General features: G+C 68.9%; 15 protein-coding genes and 1 tRNA gene. 4 read left to right on the top strand and 12 right to left on the bottom strand.

All coding sequences use genetic code 11. The features are described from left to right. Nucleotides 1-27 precede the first annotated feature (27 nt). From JOF42_RS08790 to JOF42_RS08780, 3 genes are read right to left on the bottom strand one after another with little or no spacing between them, the layout of a single operon-like run. Nucleotides 28-582, bottom strand: a complete 555-nt coding sequence (locus JOF42_RS08790; protein ID WP_372443552.1) for a PH domain-containing protein — start codon at nucleotides 580-582, stop codon at nucleotides 28-30. A gap of 59 nt (nucleotides 583-641) precedes the next feature. After that, nucleotides 642-1,403 (bottom strand): biotin--[acetyl-CoA-carboxylase] ligase, encoded by a 762-nt coding sequence (locus JOF42_RS08785; protein ID WP_307803570.1) that lies wholly within the window; start codon nucleotides 1,401-1,403, stop codon nucleotides 642-644. A gap of 2 nt (nucleotides 1,404-1,405) precedes the next feature. Beyond that, nucleotides 1,406-2,689 carry a CDP-glycerol glycerophosphotransferase family protein gene (locus JOF42_RS08780; RefSeq protein ID WP_210097514.1) on the bottom strand — a complete coding sequence of 428 codons (1,284 nt, stop codon included), beginning with the start codon at nucleotides 2,687-2,689 and terminating at the stop codon, nucleotides 1,406-1,408. Between the two features lie 104 nt (nucleotides 2,690-2,793). On the opposite strand from JOF42_RS08780, the gene JOF42_RS08775 reads away from it, so the two are divergent. Continuing rightward, on the top strand, nucleotides 2,794-3,867 hold the full coding sequence (locus tag JOF42_RS08775) for a glycosyltransferase family 2 protein (protein ID WP_486348011.1): 1,074 nt from the start codon (nucleotides 2,794-2,796) through the stop codon (nucleotides 3,865-3,867). Nucleotides 3,868-3,890: 23 nt separating this feature from the next. On the opposite strand, the gene JOF42_RS08770 is transcribed toward JOF42_RS08775, so the two are convergent. From JOF42_RS08770 to JOF42_RS08760, 3 genes are read right to left on the bottom strand one after another with little or no spacing between them, the layout of a single operon-like run. Beyond that, nucleotides 3,891-5,327: a CDP-glycerol glycerophosphotransferase family protein gene (locus tag JOF42_RS08770; protein ID WP_210097513.1), complete on the bottom strand. Its 1,437-nt coding sequence runs from the start codon at nucleotides 5,325-5,327 to the stop codon at nucleotides 3,891-3,893. Then, nucleotides 5,324-6,577, bottom strand: a complete 1,254-nt coding sequence (locus JOF42_RS08765) for a CDP-glycerol glycerophosphotransferase family protein (RefSeq protein WP_210097512.1) — start codon at nucleotides 6,575-6,577, stop codon at nucleotides 5,324-5,326. The genes JOF42_RS08770 and JOF42_RS08765 overlap by 4 nt, the downstream gene beginning before the upstream one ends. 53 nt (nucleotides 6,578-6,630) lie before the next feature. Beyond that, entirely contained in the window at nucleotides 6,631-8,241 is a 1,611-nt protein-coding gene (locus tag JOF42_RS08760) for a S1C family serine protease (RefSeq protein ID WP_245340761.1), read from the bottom strand. Between the two features lie 98 nt (nucleotides 8,242-8,339). Here JOF42_RS08760 and JOF42_RS08755 point away from each other — a divergent pair, with 98 nt between their 5' ends. Next, on the top strand, nucleotides 8,340-9,539 hold the full coding sequence (locus tag JOF42_RS08755; protein WP_210097511.1) for an aminotransferase class I/II-fold pyridoxal phosphate-dependent enzyme: 1,200 nt from the start codon (nucleotides 8,340-8,342) through the stop codon (nucleotides 9,537-9,539). 17 nt (nucleotides 9,540-9,556) lie between these two features. Here JOF42_RS08755 and JOF42_RS08750 read toward each other — a convergent pair whose 3' ends face one another. Beyond that, on the bottom strand, nucleotides 9,557-10,378 hold the full coding sequence (locus JOF42_RS08750; protein WP_210097510.1) for a carbon-nitrogen hydrolase family protein: 822 nt from the start codon (nucleotides 10,376-10,378) through the stop codon (nucleotides 9,557-9,559). A 79-nt stretch (nucleotides 10,379-10,457) separates the two neighbouring features. Here JOF42_RS08750 and JOF42_RS08745 point away from each other — a divergent pair. Further along, nucleotides 10,458-10,531 (top strand) — tRNA-Met (locus tag JOF42_RS08745). A 97-nt stretch (nucleotides 10,532-10,628) separates the two neighbouring features. On the opposite strand, the gene JOF42_RS08740 is transcribed toward JOF42_RS08745, so the two are convergent. From JOF42_RS08740 to JOF42_RS08730, 3 genes are all read right to left on the bottom strand, one after another. Further along, on the bottom strand, nucleotides 10,629-10,886 hold the full coding sequence (locus JOF42_RS08740) for a hypothetical protein (protein WP_210097509.1): 258 nt from the start codon (nucleotides 10,884-10,886) through the stop codon (nucleotides 10,629-10,631). Nucleotides 10,887-11,068: 182 nt separating this feature from the next. Beyond that, nucleotides 11,069-13,960, bottom strand: a complete 2,892-nt coding sequence (locus JOF42_RS08735) for a UPF0182 family membrane protein (protein WP_210097508.1) — start codon at nucleotides 13,958-13,960, stop codon at nucleotides 11,069-11,071. A 46-nt stretch (nucleotides 13,961-14,006) separates the two neighbouring features. Then, nucleotides 14,007-15,101, bottom strand: coding sequence for a YlbL family protein (locus JOF42_RS08730; protein WP_210097507.1), 1,095 nt, complete (start codon nucleotides 15,099-15,101; stop codon nucleotides 14,007-14,009). Between the two features lie 117 nt (nucleotides 15,102-15,218). On the opposite strand from JOF42_RS08730, the gene JOF42_RS08725 reads away from it, so the two are divergent. After that, nucleotides 15,219-16,634 (top strand): zinc-dependent metalloprotease, encoded by a 1,416-nt coding sequence (locus JOF42_RS08725; RefSeq protein ID WP_210097506.1) that lies wholly within the window; start codon nucleotides 15,219-15,221, stop codon nucleotides 16,632-16,634. Nucleotides 16,635-17,452: 818 nt separating this feature from the next. On the opposite strand, the gene JOF42_RS08720 is transcribed toward JOF42_RS08725, so the two are convergent. Together JOF42_RS08720 and nudC are read right to left on the bottom strand one after the other, a co-directional pair. Continuing rightward, nucleotides 17,453-19,174 (bottom strand): ATP-dependent helicase, encoded by a 1,722-nt coding sequence (locus JOF42_RS08720; RefSeq protein ID WP_210097505.1) that lies wholly within the window; start codon nucleotides 19,172-19,174, stop codon nucleotides 17,453-17,455. After that, nucleotides 19,171-20,067, bottom strand: a complete 897-nt coding sequence (gene nudC / locus JOF42_RS08715; RefSeq protein ID WP_210097504.1) for an NAD(+) diphosphatase — start codon at nucleotides 20,065-20,067, stop codon at nucleotides 19,171-19,173. Before nudC ends, JOF42_RS08720 begins: the two co-directional genes overlap by 4 nt. Nucleotides 20,068-20,118: the final 51 nt, after the last annotated feature.

Here is a 20,118-nt window from a genome sequence, read left to right as displayed (position 1 = left end):
CACGTCTCGCGCCGATGTCGGCATCGCTCAGAACGAGGTCTGAGCGTCCTGCCCCGACTGCGCGTCGCGATGCGCGAGGATCTGGCTGACCTCGATCTGGTCGGCGAGTGTCTCGTGCACGAGTGTCACCGTAGGCACGTTCGGGAGACGCAGCGGTTCGTCGACCCCGTTCGAGAGGGTGATGGTGCCCACACCCCACAGACGCTGCAGCACTCCGCGGCGCACTCCGATCGTGTACCCCCGCGCGTGGGACATCTCACGGCGGCTACGGGCTCCGATCCCGTGACGGACGATGACTCGTCGGGTCGTGACGGTGACCGTGCGCGAATACCAGACGACGTACGGCACGACCACGAGCAGGAGCACGAGCGCACCCGCTGCGCTCAGCAGCATCCAGTTCTCGAACGGAGCCGGAAGATTGTCGAAGAAGTAGGCCGTGGCACCGAACACGCCTATCAGGACCAGGGCGGACCAGAAGAGCCGGCGCGCGTGGGTGCGGAACCGCGCGATGAGCAGCTCTTCTGTGGGCACGCCTGGCGGTGGCATCGTCGGCCTTCCGCCGAGAGTCACGGGCTGGGTCACCCCTCCATTGTGCCTGGAAGGACCGACATCGGCGCTCCCCGCGCCCGGGCGTGTCAGACTCAGGCCGGTCGGACGTGCACGACGTCGCCCGCCGAGACGGTGTGCTCGACACCGCCCGACGCCACCACGAGCCGGCCTTCGGCATCGAGAGCTGTCGCCTCCCCGACGAGGGTGCGGTCCCCGGGAAGCGACACCGCCACGTCGAGGCCGATCGTCGCGCATCGCTCGCTCGCCGAGGAGTGCAGACCGCTCGAGACCGCGTCGCCGGCAGCGGTGAGCTCTCCGAGCAGCACATCGAGCCGGTGCAGATAGGTCGCGAGCAGTCGGTCGGCGTCCGCCTCGACTCCGAGCACGGCGAACGACGTCGCCGTCGGAACCGGGAGCTCCGCCGAGACCATCGCCGTGTTGATCCCGGTGCCGACGATCACCGCATCGGTGGTCGCCTGTGCGAGGATGCCGCAGATCTTCCGCCCGTCGACCAGGATGTCGTTCGGCCACTTGACCGCAACGGTGTGGTCGGGAAGCTGATCGGCGATCGCATCCGCCATCGCGACCCCGGCCGCGAGGGGGATCCACCCGCGCACATCGGCGGCCGGAAGCCGCCGCAGAAGCACGGAGACAGCGAGCGACGCTCCCGGCGGTGCGATCCAGGAGCGGTCCAACCGCCCACGGCCCGCCGTCTGGTTGTCGGTCACGACCACGGAGAGGTGTGGCCAGACGCCGGCATCCGCTGCGTGCTCGTTCAGAACGGCGTTCGTCGAGCCGGCCTCGGACAGCACCTCGAGGTGCGAAGCGACCGTGCGGGTGACGGGCAGGTCCACCGTCAGACCTCTTCCTCGTCGGCCTCTTCGTCGTCGTCGTCCTCGTCGGTGCGCACGGCGCCGATCTCGTTCGCCTGCCAGCGATCCCACTCCTGCATGAGGCGATCGATCGCCCCGTGGAATTTCGCGGTGGCGACGCCCGGTGTCGTGTCACCGAAGTAGTGCTGCACCCACATCCGAAGACGTGCGATCGCCGCCTCGTCGGCGCGCACGCGCTCGACCTCGGCGATGATGTCGACCGCGCCGTCTGCGGTCAGCCATTCGCAGTCCGACAGATATCCGTTGGTGTCGATCGACGCGCGGTCGTCGGCCGGGCGTGTGATCATCAACGGCTTGCCGACGGCGAGGCGGTCGTAGACCATCGCCGAGATGTCGACGATCGCCACATCCGCGGCAGCGAGCTGCCAGCCGAGATCCGCACCGTCGTCGTACACGTGCTGCGCGGCGGCGTCCGAGGAGTTGGCCGCGGCGATGGCTGCGATGATCCGTCGGTGCGCCGCACCGTACTCGTCGTCGACCACCCCACTGCGAGGGTGCGGGCGGTAGATGACCCGGTGGAGCTTCGACGCGAGCAGCGCCTTGACGAGCGCTTCGCCGTGGGTCGCGATCGAACCGTAGTGCGCGCTCGGGCGGTCGCCCTCCCATGTGGGCGCGTAGAGCACGACGATGCGCTCATCCGGGGTGTACGGCAGAGTCCCCGAGTAGTGGTCGGCCTGCGGTCGACCGATCTCGATCGTGCGGCTGTCGATGTCCCAGTCCCAGAGCGTGCGCGAGAGACGATCCCGAGCCGCCTGCCCCGCCACCAGTGCGTAGTCGTACGCCTTGTACTGGTTGGTGGTCATGTACATCTTGTCGGACTCGCCGTGGTTGATGAACACGTGCCAGCGCCGCCCGTAGCGGAACATCTGGAAGTTGCGGGTGTTCTGATTCACATATAGGACCACGCGGATGTCCTGTGCGGCGATGAAGCGCTCGAGGTCTCGCACGGTCGGCACGAACGCGACCGGCGGTCCATCCTCATCGAGCAGCTTGTCGGCGCCGGTAGCCGATCGCGACAGCACCACGACGGGCCAGCGCTTCGAAAGCTCGGCAAGCGGTCGGTACCACTGGCGCATCTGGTACATGTTGACCGCACCGTCGGCGAAGTAGACGGCGACCTGATAGTGGTCCAGAGGGTGCGGCTCGCGGTCCGAGAGCCGCCGGCGTACCCGTTGCACCGCCTTACGCGAGGCCAGCGCCCGCTTCAGCAGACGGTATGCCTTCTTCGCGTCGGACACTGCACCCATCCCTCCAGGATACCGAGTGCCGACGCCACGTCCGACGGGTTCCGCAACGGGCGGCCTGCTTCGGAATCAGCGAACGCCCGACGAGCCCATGCCATGATCGTCATGTGCCAGTCAACGACAACGATGCGCCAGAAGCCGGAGTGTCGTTCGTCATGCCCGTGCTCAATGAACGCGCCTATCTGGAGCACGCGATCAACTCCGTGCTGGCCCAGGAGCTGACGGTGCCCGCTGAGCTCGTGCTCGCACTCGGCCCTTCGACCGACGGCACGACGGAGCTCGCACAGCGCCTCGCCGCGGGCGATGCCCGCATCCGGCTCGTCGACAACCCCGCCGCGCACATCCCCGTCGGATTGAACGCGGCGATCCGCGCCAGCCGGTACGCGACCATCATCCGTGTCGACGCGCACTCCGAGCTCGCCCCCGGCTACGCGGCGCGCGCGCTGGAGACGCTCGAGCGCACCGGCGCCGCCAACGTCGGAGGCGTGATGCACGCCGACGGACGAGCGCCGTTCCAGAGGGCGGTCGCACGACTCTACAACTCCCCCGTCGGCCTCGGGGGCGGCGCCTACCACGGTGGCACGCACGAGGGAGAAGCCGAATCCGCCTATCTCGGCGTGATGCGCCGCGCCGTGCTCGACGAGGTCGGGCTCTTCGACGAGACGATCCGCCGAGGCGAGGACTGGGAGCTCAACCTCCGCATCCGCCAGGCCGGTCACCTGGTCTGGTTCGACCCGAGCCTCTCGGTGACGTATTGGCCCCGCGAGAGCTGGCTGCGCCTGGCACGACAGTTCCGAGCGACCGGCGCCTGGCGCGGAGAGCTCGTGCGCCGATTCGGGCGGCGCAACGGCATCCGCTTCTTCGCGCCTCCCGCGCTCGTCGTGCTCGTCGTGATCGCCGTCCTCGTGGGGCTGCTGCAGATGACCGGGGTGCTCACCGGGCTGCTCTCCATTGTCATCTCGGCGGTGGTCTACCTGCCGCTCCTGGCGTACCTGCTGCTCGTGATCGCCGTCGCCTGCCTGCCCGGTGGTGGCGGGGCCCGTCAGCGGCTGTGGACTCTTCTCGTGCTGCCCACCATGCACCTCTCGTGGGGACTCGGCTTCCTCGGCGGCGTGCTCCGCGGAGCACGCGACACGGTCGACGCCTCACGACTGGGCACGCGCAACACCCCCCTCCCCTGAGCGGGAGGGTGGCGCCGGTCGACTCAGCGGGTCACGTACCCCTGATCGAGGATGCGCGCGACGACCCGCTCTGCCGCGTGACCGTCGTCCCTGGAATTGAACTGCGCGCGCCACGCCGTGTAGCGCTCCGCATAGACCTTCTCGTGCGTGACGTCGGCGAGCGCGGAGACGAGTTCGTCCTGCGAGTGCACGAGCGGTCCGGGTGCACGGGCTTCGAGGTCGAAGTAGAACCCTCGGAGCGCTCCCCGATAGTGCTCGAGATCGGGGACGAGGAAGTACATGGGCTTGCCGGTGACGCTGAAATCGAACATGACCGACGAGTAGTCGGTGATCAGGGCATCTGCGGCGAGCAGCAGCTGCGAAGTCTCGGGGTACCCGGTGACGTCGATCACCCGTGCTCCCGAGCGGTCACGGTCGGTGTGGATCGTGCGGGAGTGCCCTCGCACGAGCACGACCGAGTCGGTCTGACCGGCCAGCGCCTCAGGATCGACGAAGTCGACCATCTCGCTGCGGTCGTCACGCCAGGTGGGTGCGTACAGCAGCACGCGCTCACCGTCGGCGATGCCGAGTGCGGCCCGGATCGCGGCGGCGTCACCGGTGACCAGCGAGTCGTCGCGAGGATAGCCCTCGACCCAGATCGGACGGCCGAGGAACGCGTATGCCTTGCGCAGAATGCGCTCCGAGTATGTGTTCTGCGCGAGCAGCACGTCCCAGCGACGTGACTCCTTCACGACCGCGGCCATCCGCCGGGGGTCGAACCCGGGGCGATGCAGGGCGAGGCGCTTGAGGGGCGTGCCGTGCCACGTCTGCAAGACCTTCTGGCCGGGCTTGCGCGCGAAGCGTCGGCGCAGCCAGTCGTTCACGATGAGCAGCCGCGCAGCCGCCCGGGCGCGCCACCACTCGGGGCTCCCCTCGACGACCGCGATGGCTCCCTCCGGCACCGCGACGGAGAGGTCGACGACGCTCCAGTAGCGCACGACGTCAGGAGCCTGCGCCGACAGCGCACGATCGATCGCCTGCGGATTGCAGCCGACGCTGCGCCCGTAGAAGCTCTCGAAGAAGACCGCGTTCTCGGTGCCGCCGGGGTGAGCGACGTAGCGGCCCTCGAGGGTCGACTGCCCTTCGGCCGTCTCGTAGGCGGGGTCGACCGGTGCCGCGATACGAGCGATGTTCCCCTCGACGGCGATGCGAACCCCTGCCAGTACCTGGGGAGTGATCTCGGGTGCGTCCAGCTCCACGCCGGAGACGCGGATGTCGTAGTCTCCCGTCGGCAGCGGAAGCTCTGCCCCGCCCCAGCGCGATGCGCGCAGCGGGAAGGTCGCCTTCCAGGTCTTGCCCCCGCCCGTGATCCGAGCGGCGACGCGCGCGCGAGGTCCGACCAGCTCCGCCGTGGCGGGACGCTGACCGGCCCCTGCGATGATGAGCGTCTCTGCCGCCTCATCGATCCGGGCCGTGGTCATGCTGCTCCCTTCGGCGCGGGGATGCCTCGCGCACGGATTGTCTCGTACACGCGCCGGGTGTTGCGTCCGTCACGGAACGCGTGCATCTCCGCGCTGAGCGTAGCGGAACGCTGCGACCTCGCGGCGGACACGCCGTCATCGCCCAGAAGCTCCGACAGCTGCGGGAGCAGGTCACCCCACCCCTCGGCGGCGTCATCTCCCGCGACGTCGCGGAAGCGGCCGTAGAAACCCCTGGTGCGTGCGTACTCGTCGGCGTCGGGAGCCAGATACAGCACGGGCATGCGCAGGAGCCCCACGTCGTACGCTAGCGACGAGTAGTCGGTGATCAGGACATCCACCGCCGGAAGCACGGGGGTGACGTCCGCGACGACGCTCGCACTCAGCATCCGCACCCGTCGGCTCGGCAGCGGCGGTGCGTATCCGCCCTCACCGAGCGGATGCGACCGGACGAGCAGAACGGCGTCGCGCTGTTCGAGGAGTCGGATGATCTCGATCCACTGCTCGGCATCGGGCACAGCCGGATCGATCGCACCGTCGCGCCAGGTCGGGGCGTACAGGATCGTCCGTGTCGTGTCGGGAATCTCTCCCACAGCGCGGCCGAGGAGCGCGGATGCCGTGGCTCGCCGCTCGTCGGGCTCGCCGACCGACAGCACGTCGACCCGGGGCTCCCCCGTGACCACGACGCGCCCGTCGCCGAGCGCGAACGCGGATTCGAGACGGCCCCGCGAGCGGTGCGAGGCGGCGGGCAGCACCCGGATCCGCCGGGCGGCCCGGCGGTAGAGGATGCCGATCAGACGCCGGAGCAGAGGTGCGCCGGGAACGGCCGGAACCTGCGTCGTCGCCGGCGAATCGAGACCGATGCGCTTCAGCGGGATGCCGTGCCACAGCTGCACGACGAAACCGCCGGGGATCGCGTACCGGTTCACGTCTCCGAGGCCATGCGTCACCACGATGACCCGGGCCCTGGCCGTCGCCCACCAGCCGCGCAGACCGCCCTTGCGCACTGCGCGAAGACCGAGCGCCGCGGCATCGCGGTCCTCGCGATCCGACGAAGTCAGCCAGAGCGTGTCGTGGCCCTCCGCCGCGGCGAGGCGTTGGAGGGCGAGCGCTCCATCACCGACCCCTGCGCCGCAGCCGAAGACCCAGCGCGAGCCGCGCGGGACGAGGAGCGTGCCGACGCGTCCGGCGACGTAGAGCGGGATCCGGAGCAGCTTGGCCGCATTGCCGGAGCCGAAAGAGAAGGACGCCACCCCGCGAGCCTATCGCGGGGTGGCGTCCTTGTCGGTGCGCGGGGAGCGCGGGATCAGCCCGCGAGTTCGCCCAGCGTCACGTCGATCTCGTACTCCTTGCCGCCGCGGATGTAGGTGACCTTCGCGTCGCTGCCTGCGGCCGCCGCACGCACCTGCGCGGTGAGGTCGCTGGCGTTGGTGATCGGCACGCCGTTGAACGCGGTGACGATGTCGTCGGCCTTCAGTCCGCCGGCAGCCGCTGCACCGCCGTCGGTGACGTCGGCGATGTATGCGCCCGAGACCTCGGCGTCCTTGACCGACGCCGCATCCTGCACCGACGCTCCCAGCAGACCGTGGCTCGCGGCGCCGTCGGCGATGATCTCCTCCGAGACGCGCTGGGCGATGTTCGCCGGGATCGCGAACCCGATCCCGATCGATCCGGACTCCTCCGAGCTTCCCGAGCTGGCGATCGCCACGTTGATGCCGATCAACTGACCCTTGCTGTTGACGAGCGCGCCACCCGAGTTGCCGTGGTTGATCGCGGCATCCGTCTGGATGACGGCGATCGAGATCGATTCCGAGCTCTGCTGCGACGTGTTGCCGGGCAGGTCGAACTGGAACGGACCCTGTCCGTCACCCTGATCGGGCGTCTGCTCGTCCTGCGGGGCGTCCTCGGACGACGAGTCGGGCAGAGCGGACGACGCGATCTGGATGCTGCGGTTGAGCGCGCTGACGATTCCGGTCGTCACGGAGTTCGAGAGTCCGAGCGGAGCGCCGAGCGCCACGGCGGTGTCACCGACGTTGAGCTTCGACGAGTCTGCGAAGTCGATCGGCGTCAGGTCTTTCGCGCCCTCGAGCTTGATGACCGCGAGGTCGTAGATCGGGTCGGTGCCCACGACGGTCGCCGTGAAGATGCGTCCGTCCGAGGTCGTGACCCTGATGGTCGGGTCGGCGACGGCTCCGCCGAGGGTGACGACGTGCGTGTTGGTCAGCACATAGCCGTCGTCGCTGATGATCACGCCCGAGCCGCTGCCCGCCTGATCGGAACCCGCGACCTCGATCGTGACCACAGAGGGCAGTGCGGCGGTCGCGACCGCGGTCGTCTCGTTCACCGAGCCGGGGTTGTTGACGGTCACCGTCTCGGGACCTTGGGCGACCCCGGTCGAATTCTGGTTCGAGATCCCGTTGAGGATCGCGCCGCCGCCGAAGCCTGCGACACCGCCGACGAGGGCCGCGGCGACCACGATCGCGGCGAACTTCACGCCGGCTCGAGGCTTCTGCTGCTTGACCTTCGTGGCGCCGTCGACGGGCTGACCCGTCTGGGCTGCGGTGTGGATGCCGAACGCGGCCCCCGTGGCCGTGGCCGTGGGAGCACCCGGGTGCGAGGGGACCTGCTGTCCCGGGGCACCGAAGTAGGGCTGCGGCACCGTCTGGGCGGCCGGCGAACCCTGAGCCGCAGGTGCTTCGAACGTGGGGGTGGGAATCTGGGGCGCCGCCGGGGCGACGACGGGCGACGACGCGAACGTCGAGGGGACCTCATGGCCCTGACCCTGGCCGGCGGCCGTGCCGGGGGTCTCAGCGGCGGCATCCGTCGTCGAACGGTCGACGACCTCTGCTGCCTCGGTGGACGGCACCGCGTCGTTCGACGCGGGTGCCGAGTGGTCCTGGTTGTTGTCTTCGTTCATGATGTGCTCCTTCAACGACGCTCTCTCAGAGTGGCCCCTGTATCTGTGCGTTTCGTATGGCGAAGTTGAGTTTCCGCTATGGCCTTAGCCTGTTCTTCATGAGTGTCATCCCCGGCGCCTGGCGGCGCACGGCAGCGGGAGCCGGTCTGCTCGCATCCGACGGAACCGTCGCGCCCACCATCTTCGCAGAGATGTCGGCTGCAGCGGCCCGAACCGGAGCGATCAATCTCGGCCAGGGATTCCCTGATGAGGACGGCCCTGCCGAGGTGCTTGAAGCCGCACGCGACGCGATCGCTCGCGGCGCCAATCAGTACCCGCCCGGCCGCGGCATCCCCGATCTGCTCGCGGCGATCAGCGAGCATCAGCGCCGGTTCTACGGCCTCGACGTCGACCCGGAGCGCGAGGTCATCGTGACGGCCGGTGCGACCGAGGCGCTCACCTCGACGCTTCTCGCTCTGATCGACGGCCCGGACGACGAGGTCGTCGTCTTCGAGCCCTACTACGACTCCTACGCCGCAGCGGTCGCGCTCGCCGGGGCTCGGCTGCGCACCGTTCCGCTGCGCGCGCCCGACTTCCAACCCGATCTCGACCGGCTCGCCGCCGCCGTCACGGATCGCACGCGGATCATCCTCGTCAACGACCCGCACAACCCGACCGGCGCCGTGTTCGATCGCGCCGTCCTCGCCGAAGTGGTCCGCCTGGCGGAACTGCACGACGCCATCATCGTGACGGATGAGGTGTACGAGCACCTCGCCTTCCACGCACCCCACACTCCGATCGCCACTCTGCCGGGTGCCGGCGCTCGCACACTGACCATCTCGTCAGCGGGCAAGACGTTCTCGACCACAGGCTGGAAGATCGGCTGGGTGCATGGGCCCGCCGAACTCATCACGGCGGTGCTCACGGTGAAGCAGTACCTCACGTACGTGAACGGCTCACCGTTCCAGCCGGCCGTCGCCGCGGGGCTTCGCCTGAGCGACGAGTTCTTCACCGAAGCCGCGACGACGCTGGCGACCAAGCACGAGATCCTGGGGGCCGGCCTCCGCGCCGCGGGGTTCACCGTGTTCGCACCCCAGGGCGGATACTTCACGGTCGCCGATGCCTCGCCCCTCGGCGGGGCGGATGCGGCACAGTTCTGCCGCGAGCTGCCTGAGCGCGCCGGCGTCGTGGCGATCCCGTTGACGGCCTTCGTCTCGGAGAGCCGACGCGGTGACTACGCGGGACTCGTGCGCTTCGCCGCGTGCAAGCGGGTGCCTGTGCTCGAAGAGGCCGCCTCGCGGCTGGCATCGAGCTTCTGAGCCAGCAGCCAGTCCGCTCAGCGAGGAACGACGGCGTAGCGCCGAACCCGCAGCGACGGATTGACGGCGCGCACACGGTCGATCACGACACGCTCGACCGCGGCGACCGCGATGCCCTCCGCCGTTCCCACCCCTGCGAGAACCACTCCCTGGGGATCGACGATCTGCGAATGACCGACACCGATCGGCGTCGGATGGTCGGCACCGATCACGTACGCGGTGTTCTCGATCGCCCGGGCCGCGAGCAGTGTGGTCCAGTGCTGCTCCTTGAGCGGGCCACGCACCCATTCGGCCGGCACCACGAGGGCATCCGCGCCGGCATCGATCAGGGTGCGCGACACCTCGGGGAACCGCAGGTCGTAGCAGGTCATCAGACCGAACCGGATGCCGGCGATCTCGAAGGTCGCGGCGGTGCCTGTCTCCCCCGCCTCGATCCACTCGGACTCGGTCTGGCCGAATGCGTCGTACAGGTGCTGCTTGCGGTAGACGGCGAGGATGCCGTCCCCGCGCACGGCCACGACCGTGTTGCGCACATGTGCGGCGTCCGAGGCGCGCTCGACGAGACCGGCCACGATGACGACTCCGTAGTCGGCGGCCAGGGCGGTCAGGGTCGACACGAAATCACCGTCGAGGGTCTCGGCGTTGTCGGCCAGGGTCGCGTCCATCGGGTCGACGAAGTAGCTCGAGTACTCGGGGAAGACGATCAGCCGGGCTCCCCTGGCCACCGCATCGGCCGCGAGGCGCGCGATGGTCTCCCGGTTCTCGGCGCGGGACGCCGTCGGGGAGAACTGGCATACGGCGACGGGAACTCCGACGGGCCCGGCAGGGGTCTCTGACATGGATCCATCCTCGCTCATCGCATCGATCGCGGCCTCGATTCGCGCACTCCCGATTCCCGTGTTAGGCTATAACTCGTGCCGCGGGGTGGAGCAGTTCGGTAGCTCGCCGGGCTCATAACCCGGAGGTCGCAGGTTCAAATCCTGTCCCCGCAACAAAAGAAAGGCCCTCTGACTCGGAGAAATCCAGGTCAGAGGGCCTTTCGCTTTGCCGGCGCGGACTCGGAATCGTGCGATCCGACAGGGCGACGGATCAGTAGTCCCACTCGAGAGACGGATCCGCGGGCACCAGAGGCAAGTCATCCCGGTCCTGTTGCGGTTCGACGGTGACCTTCACCCGCGTACCCGAGCAGACGAGCACGCTCATCATCCCCACCGAGGCCGAGAATGCGACGAACGTGGGTCGCGTGCGGGCGGCCTTCTCGATTCGGCCCATGAGGTCGACGAGGTCCTGGTCCGCCGTGAGCACGAACTCCTCGTCGTCGACCACGATGCGAGTGACGGTGCCCATCGGACTGCTCCTCCGTACGGAAGACGAGGGATCGTCTCCAGAGTCCCGACGGTAGCCCCGGGACGAGACGAAGGCGCGGGGGTTGCGTCGATACCACGAGCGTGCATGCTCAGGTGGTGAAGCCCCGGAACGCGAATGGGCGCCCCATCCGGGGCGCCCATTCGGCTGTCGTCAGTGCGGACTCACTCCCCCGACGAGCTCTCCAGCTCGAGGAGGGTGTTGACCGCATCCGTGAGACGCTTGTCGGCCTCGGCGAACTTGGTCAGGTCGCCCGACTTGAGAGCGGCCTCACGGTCGGTGAGCGCCTGCTGCGCCGCGGCGAGAGCCTCGGCCTGCGCGTCGGTCGGCGTGGTCGGCTCGGTCGGCACCTCGCCGGTGTCGGGATCGGGCGTGGGCTCGACCTGATCGTCGCCACCCGTCGCACCGGCGTCGCCGCCGAACAGGGTGTCGAGCGCCGCGGTCAGGGTGTCCTCGAACGCGACCTTGTCGCCGAAGGCCACGAGGACCTTCTGCAGACGCGGCAGCTTCGTGCCCTCGGACGACTGCACGTAGACCGGTTGCACATAGAGCAGACCGCCACCGACCGGCAGCGTCAGCAGGTTGCCGTACAGGACCTCAGACTCTCCCTGCTGCAGCAAGTTGAGCTGCGGCACCACGGCCGTGTCGGAGTTGTAGGTGTTCTGCACCTGCCCGGGGCCAGGCACCGTCGTATCGGTGTCGATCTCGAGCATCCGCAGTTGTCCGTAGCCCTCGGCCTTCACGCCGGCTTTCGAACCGGCATCCGAGTCGACGGCCAGGTACCCCATCAGGACGTCACGGTTGCTGCCGCCCTGCGCGGACGGGATGAACGTGGAGAACATCGAGAACCGCGGCGAATCCTGGCCGGGCATCTGCATCGTCAGGTAGTACGGGGGCTGCAGGACCGAGTCGCTCCGAGGATCGTTCGGCGTCTGCCAGCGGTTGTCCTGCTGAGCGAACGAGCCCGCGGTGTCGATGTGGTACGTGCCGAGGATGTCGCGCTGCACCTTGAAGAGGTCGGTCGGGTACCGCACATGGCTCATCAGGTCGGCCGACATGTCGCTGACCGACTTGAGCGTCGACGGGTAGATGTTCTGCCACGTCTGCAGCACCGGATCCTGGTCGTCCCACGCGTAGAGGGTGACCGAACCGTCGTAGGCGTCGACCGTGGCCTTGACCGAGTTGCGGATGTAGTTGATCTCATCGATCGCGAGCGTCGGCGACGGGAGGTTCGAGTCGGCGATCGCATCCGACAGGCTCACGTTCGTCGAGTAGGGATAGGTCGCGCTCGTGGTGTACCCGTCGATGATCCAGACGATCTTGCCGTCGACCACGCTCGGGTACGGGTCGCTGTCGAGCTCGAGGTACGGGGCGACCTTCTGCACGCGCGTCTTGGGATCGCGGTCGTACAGGATCTGCGAGTCGTCGTTGACGAGGTTCGAGAACAGGATCTGCTCCGACTGGAACTTCAGCGCGTACAGCAGCTTCGTGAAGGTGCTGCCGATCTTCGGCCCACCGTCGCCATCGAAGGTCGTCTTGGTCTCGCTCGCGCCGTCCTTGCCTCGCGGGTAGTCGATCTCGACGGGATCGGTTCCGTCAGGTGCACCGACGATCGAGTACTCGGGAGAGTTCTCACCGAAGTACACGCGCGGCTCGAAGTTCTCCTGGTCGGTGAGGAACCCGGAGGAGGGAATCCCTCGCTCGAGGAACACCGGCTCGCCGTCGCTCGTGCGCTGGTTGCCGGCAGCGGCCACGAGCCCGTAGCCGTGGGTGTAGACCGCGGCGCGGTTGTTCCAGTTCGTGACGTCGACGCCGTTCATGTCGAGGTCTCGGACCGAGACCACGGTGTCCTGCATCTCGCCGTCGATCTCGTAGCGGTCGACGTCGAGCTTCTCCTGGAACTGGTAGTACCCGCGGTACTGCTCGAGCTGGCGCACGGCCGGGCTAATCACGTTCGGGTCGACGATGCGGATGGATGCCGTCGTCTCGGCGTCCTCACGCAGCTGACCGGCCTCGGCGTCGGTCTCGGCCTCGAAGGGAGTCGTCTCGAGGTCGGCGACCCCGTACGCCTCCTTCGTTCCGTCGATGTTCCGCTGGTAGAACTCGGCCTGGTAGGCGTTCTGGTTCGGGCGAACCTGGAAGGTGGTGACAGCCCAGGGGAAGCCGACGCCGACGACGAGCGACGCCACGATGAGGAGCGCGGTCGCGGCGAGCGGGAAGCGCCAGCGGCCGATGACGGCCGTGACGAAGAAGAGGACGGCGACGATCGCGGCGATGATCGTGAGGATCGCAAGCCCGGGGATGGTCGCATTGACGCCCGTGTACGCGGGGCCGACGATCCGGTCGTCCTGGGCGACGAGCGTCTTGTACCGGTCGAGCCAGAGGCTGGCCGCCTGCACCAGAAGGTAGAGGCCCGCGACGATCGCGAGCTGGATGCGAGCGGGCTTGGAGATGCGCAGCTCGCCCTGTCCGATCCGGACGGAGCCGTAGAGGTACGACACGAGCGCCGTCACGATGAGGGTGAGCAGGAGCACCGCCGACACGAACGCGAGAAGGATCGAGTAGAACGGCATCGCGAACATGTAGAAGCCCGTGTCCATGCCGAACTGCGGGTCGGTCGCGTCAGTGGCGACGCCGTTGGCCCAGAGCCACACGGTCTTCCACTGGCTCGCCGCCGAGAAGCCTGCGAACAGGCCGAAGAAGATCGGCATGCCCCACATCGCGAGTCGACGCAGCGGCTCGATGACCTCCTGGTACCGGTCGAGCTGCGAGCTGAGTCGCACGTAGACGGGCCGCAGACGGTACGCGAGCTGGATGGCCACGAACAGAGGGACGGCCATGCCGAGGAACCCGACGACGAACATCACCGCCGTGGCGAACCATCGGGTGGTGAGCACTCCCGCGAAGCCCACCTGGTCGAACCAGAGGAATTCGGTGTACAGCGACGCGAAGACGAAGAATGCGGCGATCAATGCGGCGATGATCGCCAATGAGATGCCGAAGATTCGTCGCGAGGTTCGGGGAGTGGCCGGGTTCGGTGCAGAAGTCGAGGTCACCGTCCCATCCTAGGCACGCCTTACTGTGCTGCGGCTGTCATACCGATCACGGGGAGGTCACGACGTCGCATGTCGGGAGCGAGTCGACGTCGCCGCCGTTCGCGATCACTTCGAGCGCGTCGAGGGATTCTTCGAGAGTCGAGGTGCTGATCACGGTCAGCCCGTCGGGCACGTGACCGGTGACCTCGTCGCAGTTCGAGCTGGGTGCGAGGAACCAGTCCGCCCCCGCATCCCGCGCGCCGTAGAGCTTCTGGCGGATGCCGCCGATGGGCCCGACCGTGCCGTCGGCCTCGATCGTCCCGGTACCCGCCACGTTCTCGCCGCCGTTGAGCTCGCCCTCGGTCAGCGTGTCGATGATGCCCAGTGCGAACATCATCCCCGCGCTCGGACCGCCGACGTTGTCGAGCTGGAGTGTGACGTCGACCTCGAAGTCGTAGTCCGTGCGCAGGGTGACACCGATCAGCCAGGTGGTCACGTCGCCGTCGACCTGCTTCTCGGGCGTCACCTCGACGACCTTCTCGTCGCCTCCACGATCCACCGTGAGCTCGACGGGGTCTCCCCCGGCATCCTGGATGGCCTGTCGCAACTGCTTCGCCGAGGTCACCGCCGTGCCGTCGATCGCGGTGATGACGTCGTCGGCCTGGAGGACGCCCGTCGCGGGCGCATCCTCGACCACGTCGACCACCGCGACCTCGGCGCCGGTGTCGTAGCCGAGTTCGTTCAGTGCCGCTGCCGTCGCCTCGTGCTGCGAGTCGACCATCATCGTCGCATTGCGCTCGTCGCGCTGCTCTGTGGTGACGCCTTCGGGGAACACGGAGTCGAGGGGGACGACGGCGCGAGAGGGGTCCATCCACGCGAGAGCCAGCTCGAACCAACTCGGCGTGCGCTCGCGGTTGCCGACCACCTGGACGGTCGTGAGGTCGAGCGTGCCGGCGGTCTCGAACGTCTCGGCGCCCTCGACATGGATGAGCGGGATCTGTTCGCCGTCGGCACCCGCGGCGGTGCCGAGGGTGTCGTACACGGGGCCCGGCCGCTGGATCACGTACGGGGTGGGCAGGAAGGTCAGCACGACGAGCGCGATCAACGCGACGATCGGCGCCCAGACACCGAGTCCGAGCTTCACAGACCGTGTTCGATCCACAGTGTTCCTCCGTCGTTCGCGGGCGGCGTACAGCGATCTGCCCTCGTCGGGGTCTCGCGGCCGATCCTGTGACTAGCGTAGATGCCACGGCTTTAGGCGTGCTGAGAGGCGAGCGACATGTCAGACAACGAACCGACCCCCGAGGACTTCCAGGAGTTCCTCCGACGAATGATGTCCGGCCAGGGCGGCGGAGACATCGACCCCGAGGCGCTGCAGAACGCCTTCGCGGGGATGGACGGGATCCAGATCGACCCGGCGATGATGCAGACGATCATGTCGCAGCTCCAGGGCGCCTTCGGCGGCGATGCATGGGAGAACGCGCTGCGTCAGGCCCTGCACATCGCGAACCGCGACGGGCTCGGCATCACCGACGGCTCCCGGGGTTCGCTCGTCGACTCGTTCGCGCTCGCCGACCTCTGGCTCGGCGAGGCCACGACGATCTCCGAACTCGCCGAGGCGCCCAAGGCGATGACCCGAGGCGAGTGGGTCGAAGCGACCCTCCCGGTGTGGAAGGAGATCGCCGGCCCCGTCTCGACGAGCATCGCCGACGCTCTCACCAGTGCCCTCGACACGCAGGTGCCGGAAGACATGCGCGAGGTGGTGCAGGGAGCCGGCAAGCTCATGCGCGGGCTCGGCGGATCGGTGTTCGCCGCCCAGTTCGGACAGGTGCTCGGCAACCTCTCGCTCGAGGTCGTGTCGGGAGGCGACGTCGGCATCCCCGTGCTGCCGGCGGGAACCGCTGCCGTCATCCCGCAGAACCTGACGGCGTTCGGCGACGGACTCGAGATCCCGGAAGACCAGATCACGCTCTATCTGGCGACTCGCGAACTCGCGTACGCGCGCCTGTACCGCCACGCCAAGTGGCTGCACCTGCACGTGATGGCGCAGATCACGGACTTCGCCCGCGGCGTCACGGTGGACGTCGACGCCCTCGAAGACGTCGCGAGCCGCCTCGACCCGTCGAACCCCGAGGAACTCCGCGCAGCGATCGAGGGTGGAGCACTGCTTCCCACCCAGACCGAGGCTCAGCGCGAGTCCCTGGCGAGACTCGAGAACCTCGTCGCGACGATCGACGGCTGGGTCGACGTCGTCACCGCGCAGGCGACTTCTCGACTTCCCGACGGCGCGAGGATCGCCGAGGCCGCGCGCCGACGCCGCGCGGTGGGCGGACCGGCCGAAGACGCCCTCGGCGCGCTCGTCGGCCTGAAGCTGCGGCCGCGTCGACTGCGCGAGGCCTCGGCCATGTGGCAGGCGGTCACGGATGGCGTGGGGATCGCCGGACGCGACGCCCTCTGGGACTACCCCGACCTCATGCCGACCTCGGACGACATCGACGACCCTTCCAAGCTCGTCGCAAGGCTGCAGGCGACGGCCCGTGGCGAGCAGCCCGTCGCCGACGAGTTCGACGAGGCCCTCGCACGACTTCTGGACGGCGACGACTTCTCGGGAGAGCAGCCGAGTCCGACCGGTGATGCCTCGACGAGCGACGACGCCGGGGACGACGACGGCACCGGAGGCGACCGCCCGGTGTGATGGGCGGCGTTCCGCTCGCCGAGGACTCGACCTCGACGAGCAGATCGCACGACGACTTCTCCACGGATGCGGCGGACGGCTCCATCCGGAGCTGCGGAGTCCGCAGAATCGAGGGATGTCGCCTCTGACTCCCCAGACCACCACCCGCCTGGACCCGTCCGTGCCGCTGCTCTGGCGCGACGGAGAGACCCTGCAGATCGGCATCGAGGGCACCCTGCGCATCCCCGCTGCGGAGCCATGGGTGGAGCGGTTGGTCGCCCGGATGGCGGCAGGTTTCCGGCGCTCGGCATTCGATGTGATCGCCCACTCCGCGGGTGCGCCTCGCGCCGACGCGCGGTCGCTCCTCGCCCGCCTCGAGCCCCTGCTTGTCGATGATGCCGAGGCGGCGCGCGCGGCGTGGGTCGAGAGCATCGACGTGCTCGACGGACGCTGCGAGTACCGGATGCGCGAGGCCCTCGCCGAGGAGGGCATCGCCGCCGGCGCGAGAGAGAACCCCGGCGACATCGGTGTCGTCCTCGTCGAGGGGGCCGCCGCGGCACTGCAGTTCGCGCGCTACCTGCGCGAGGACACCGCCCATCTGCCGGTCTCGCTGGAGAGCGGCCGGACGACGATCGGGCCTCTGATCGTGCCCGGCGACACGCCGTGTCTGACCTGTCGTGACGAGCACGAGCGCGACCGTGACTCCGCCTGGCCGAGGATGCACGCGCAGCTCATCGGACGCAGGTCGGGGCCGATCAGCATCGCTCGGATCGCCGAAGCGGCGACTCTCGTGGCGCGCCTGCTCATGACGACGGCCTCGCTCGGGTCCTCTGTCGAGGTCAGCGGCGATGGCCGGCGCGTGTGGCGTTCACTGACGTTTCACGCAGAATGCCGGTGCCGCGCGCAGTCGTTCCTATCTCTGCCAGGAACCGGGACGGCGCCCGCTCCCCTCGTCCCGCTGAGCGCGACCACGACAGAGAAAGCGTACGCGCGGCGCGCGTGACGCCGACGTATGCGAGCCGACGTTCCTCGTCGATCGCCTCGAAGCCGGTGGCATACGAGATCGGCAGTGCCCCCTCCGCCCATCCGGCGAGGTACACGTGCGGCCACTCGAGGCCTTTCGCCGCGTGCAGCGTCGACAGCGTGACGGTTCGCATCGTCGGCTCGTGCTGGTCCTTGGCCCGGGCCATGAGCGCATCGCTGAAGGTGCGGAGGTTCTCGTCGGGACCGGCTTCCTCCGCCAGTCGGAGGATCGCCCGTCGCGCTTCCCACCCGTCGCGCTGCGCACCGCCGGCCTGGGGCGGATCATCGGTGAGGCCGAGCTCGCGAAGCACCCGCTGAACGCCGGGAAGGAAGCCGTGCTCCGTGGGGGCCACGGCGGCCGCACGCAGCGCGAGGATCGCCTGGCGCACCTCGGGCATCGCGAAGAAGCGGGTTCCGCCCAGCACGGATGTCGCGATCCCCTCTGCGGCGAGCGCCTGCTGCAGGACGGCCGACTGCGCGTGGGCCCGGTACAGCAGGGCGATGTCGGCCGGTGAGGCTCCGGCCTCGATCCGCGCCGACACCGCGGCCGCGATGCCCTCCGCCTCGTCGCGCTCTGTGTCGTAGGCGGTGACGGTCGGCGAATCGGCGTTGAAGGTCTCGCGAGCAGGCACGAGTTCGAGTGCGCCCGGCCGGCCCTTCATCAGGGCGTTGGCCGCGTCGAGGATCGGAGCCTGCGACCGATAGTTGGTCTCGAGGCGCACCACTGTGGCATCCGCGTGTCGGCGTTCGAACTCGAGCAGGAACCGCTGCTCCGCACCGGCGAACGAGTAGATCGTCTGGCTCGCGTCGCCGACGACGCAGATGTCACGGCGATCGCCGAGCCACAGCTCCAGCAGCCGGTTCTGCAGTGGGGAGACGTCCTGGTACTCGTCGACCGTGAAGTGCCGGTACTGCTCGTGGACAGACGCCGCGACTCGCGGCTCGGCCTCGAGCATCCCCGCACAGGCCAGCAGGACGTCTTCGAAATCGAGCTGGCGCCTCTCGTCCTTCAGCGCCTCGTACCGCTGCTGGAGTTCGGCGAACTGCGACGCATCGATTCCGCTCATCGAACGCCCGAGTGCCGCGTGCTGCTCGATCGAGAGCATCGACACCTTGCGCCATTCGATCTCGGACGCGATGTCACGCAGAGTGGCCGTACTCGGCCGCAGCCGCATGGCGTCGGCGGCCTGACCGAGCACCCGCACCTTGTTGTCGATGATCGAGGGCGCCGGCGAGCCGGCGAGTGTCGGCCAGAAGAAGTTCAGCTGCGCGAGCGCCGCGGCGTGGAACGTGCGGGCGGCGACGCCTTCGACACCGAGCGCGCGCAGTCGTCCCCTGAGCTCACCCGCAGCTTTGGCCGTGAAGGTCACCGCCATCACGCGCGACGGCGAGTAGGCGCCGGTGTCCACGCCGTGGGCGATGCGGTGGGTGATCACCCGGGTCTTTCCGGTTCCGGCACCGGCAAGAACGGCCACGGGGCCTCGGAGCACCGATGCCGCCTCCCGCTGTCGATCGTCGAGTGCCTCGAGCGCGCTCACGCACGCTCCTCGAACCACGACACGATGAGGGCGCGGGCGATCGATGCGGGGCCGGGCAGTCCGACGGGTCCGTCGCCGGCGAGGGCGGAGCCGATCTCGTCGCGGGTGAACCACCGCACGTCGATGATCTCCTCACCGTCCGGGCGCAGTTCGTGATCGTCCACAGCCACCGCACGGAAGCCGAGCATCAGCGACCGCGGGAAGGGCCACGGCTGCGACGACACGTATCGGAGGGATGCGAGGCGGACGCCGGACTCCTCCTCGAGCTCGCGGTGCACGGTGGACTCCAGCGACTCCCCCGCCTCGGTGAACCCGGCGAAGCACGAGTACATCCGGCCGCCCCAGTTCGCGTTGGCGCCGAGCAGCAGCCTCTCGCCGTCCGAGCTCTCGACCGCGACGATCACGGCGGGGTCGGTGCGCGGGAAGTGCTCGCGGCCGCAGACGAGGCAGTGCCGCGACCATCCGGCCTGACGAAGCTCCGTCGCTCCTCCGCAGGTGGGGCAGAACGGGGCGTCGCGCAGCCATCCCCCCAGTGCGAGGGCCTCGATGAGGAGCTCGGTGTCATCCGCGCCCAATCGCGCCCCGAGGTCTCGAAGGCCGAGCCAGGTCTCGTCCGGAGCCGTGTCGACGGTGTCGCCCTCCGGCGGCAGCATCGCGAGAAGGATCGGTGTGCCGTCGGCGTCGCGCCCCAGCAGTGCCCAGACGGCATCGGCGATCTCGGACGCGGGCACCCTGAGCAGCGAGGCCGTGTCGAGGTCTCCGCCGGCGATGCGCACCCGCCCGTCGCGGACGGCGATCGCGCGAGTGTTCTCGTCGGCGCGGAGCCGCTCGATGACGCCCGGTTCCGCTCTCAGATCTGCGGCTCGGTCGAGGGACGTGGTCTTCGTGGTCATCGGCTCCCTCTCTCACGGGCGTGGCGGAAGCGGGACCGCCCCCGCGTCCAC

Origin of the sequence: Microbacterium phyllosphaerae, assembly GCF_017876435.1 — a bacterium.
GTDB lineage: Bacteria > Actinomycetota > Actinomycetes > Actinomycetales > Microbacteriaceae > Microbacterium > Microbacterium phyllosphaerae.
Note: the sequence above shows the minus strand (reverse complement) of the source record. Positions and strands in the feature narration are given on the sequence as shown.

What these genes read in the sequence shown, in the direction of transcription:
- JOF42_RS08770 (WP_210097513.1), bottom strand. Translation starts at nt 5,327, where the DNA reads ATGACCACGGCCCGGATCGATGAGGCGGCAGAGACGCTCATCATCGCA.
- JOF42_RS08725 (WP_210097506.1), top strand. Translation starts at nt 15,219, where the DNA reads ATGTCAGACAACGAACCGACCCCCGAGGACTTCCAGGAGTTCCTCCGA.
- nudC (WP_210097504.1), bottom strand. Translation starts at nt 20,067, where the DNA reads ATGACCACGAAGACCACGTCCCTCGACCGAGCCGCAGATCTGAGAGCG.
- JOF42_RS08755 (WP_210097511.1), top strand. Translation starts at nt 8,340, where the DNA reads ATGAGTGTCATCCCCGGCGCCTGGCGGCGCACGGCAGCGGGAGCCGGT.
- JOF42_RS08780 (WP_210097514.1), bottom strand. Translation starts at nt 2,689, where the DNA reads ATGGGTGCAGTGTCCGACGCGAAGAAGGCATACCGTCTGCTGAAGCGG.
- JOF42_RS08750 (WP_210097510.1), bottom strand. Translation starts at nt 10,378, where the DNA reads ATGTCAGAGACCCCTGCCGGGCCCGTCGGAGTTCCCGTCGCCGTATGC.
- JOF42_RS08760 (WP_245340761.1), bottom strand. Translation starts at nt 8,241, where the DNA reads ATGAACGAAGACAACAACCAGGACCACTCGGCACCCGCGTCGAACGAC.
- JOF42_RS08740 (WP_210097509.1), bottom strand. Translation starts at nt 10,886, where the DNA reads ATGGGCACCGTCACTCGCATCGTGGTCGACGACGAGGAGTTCGTGCTC.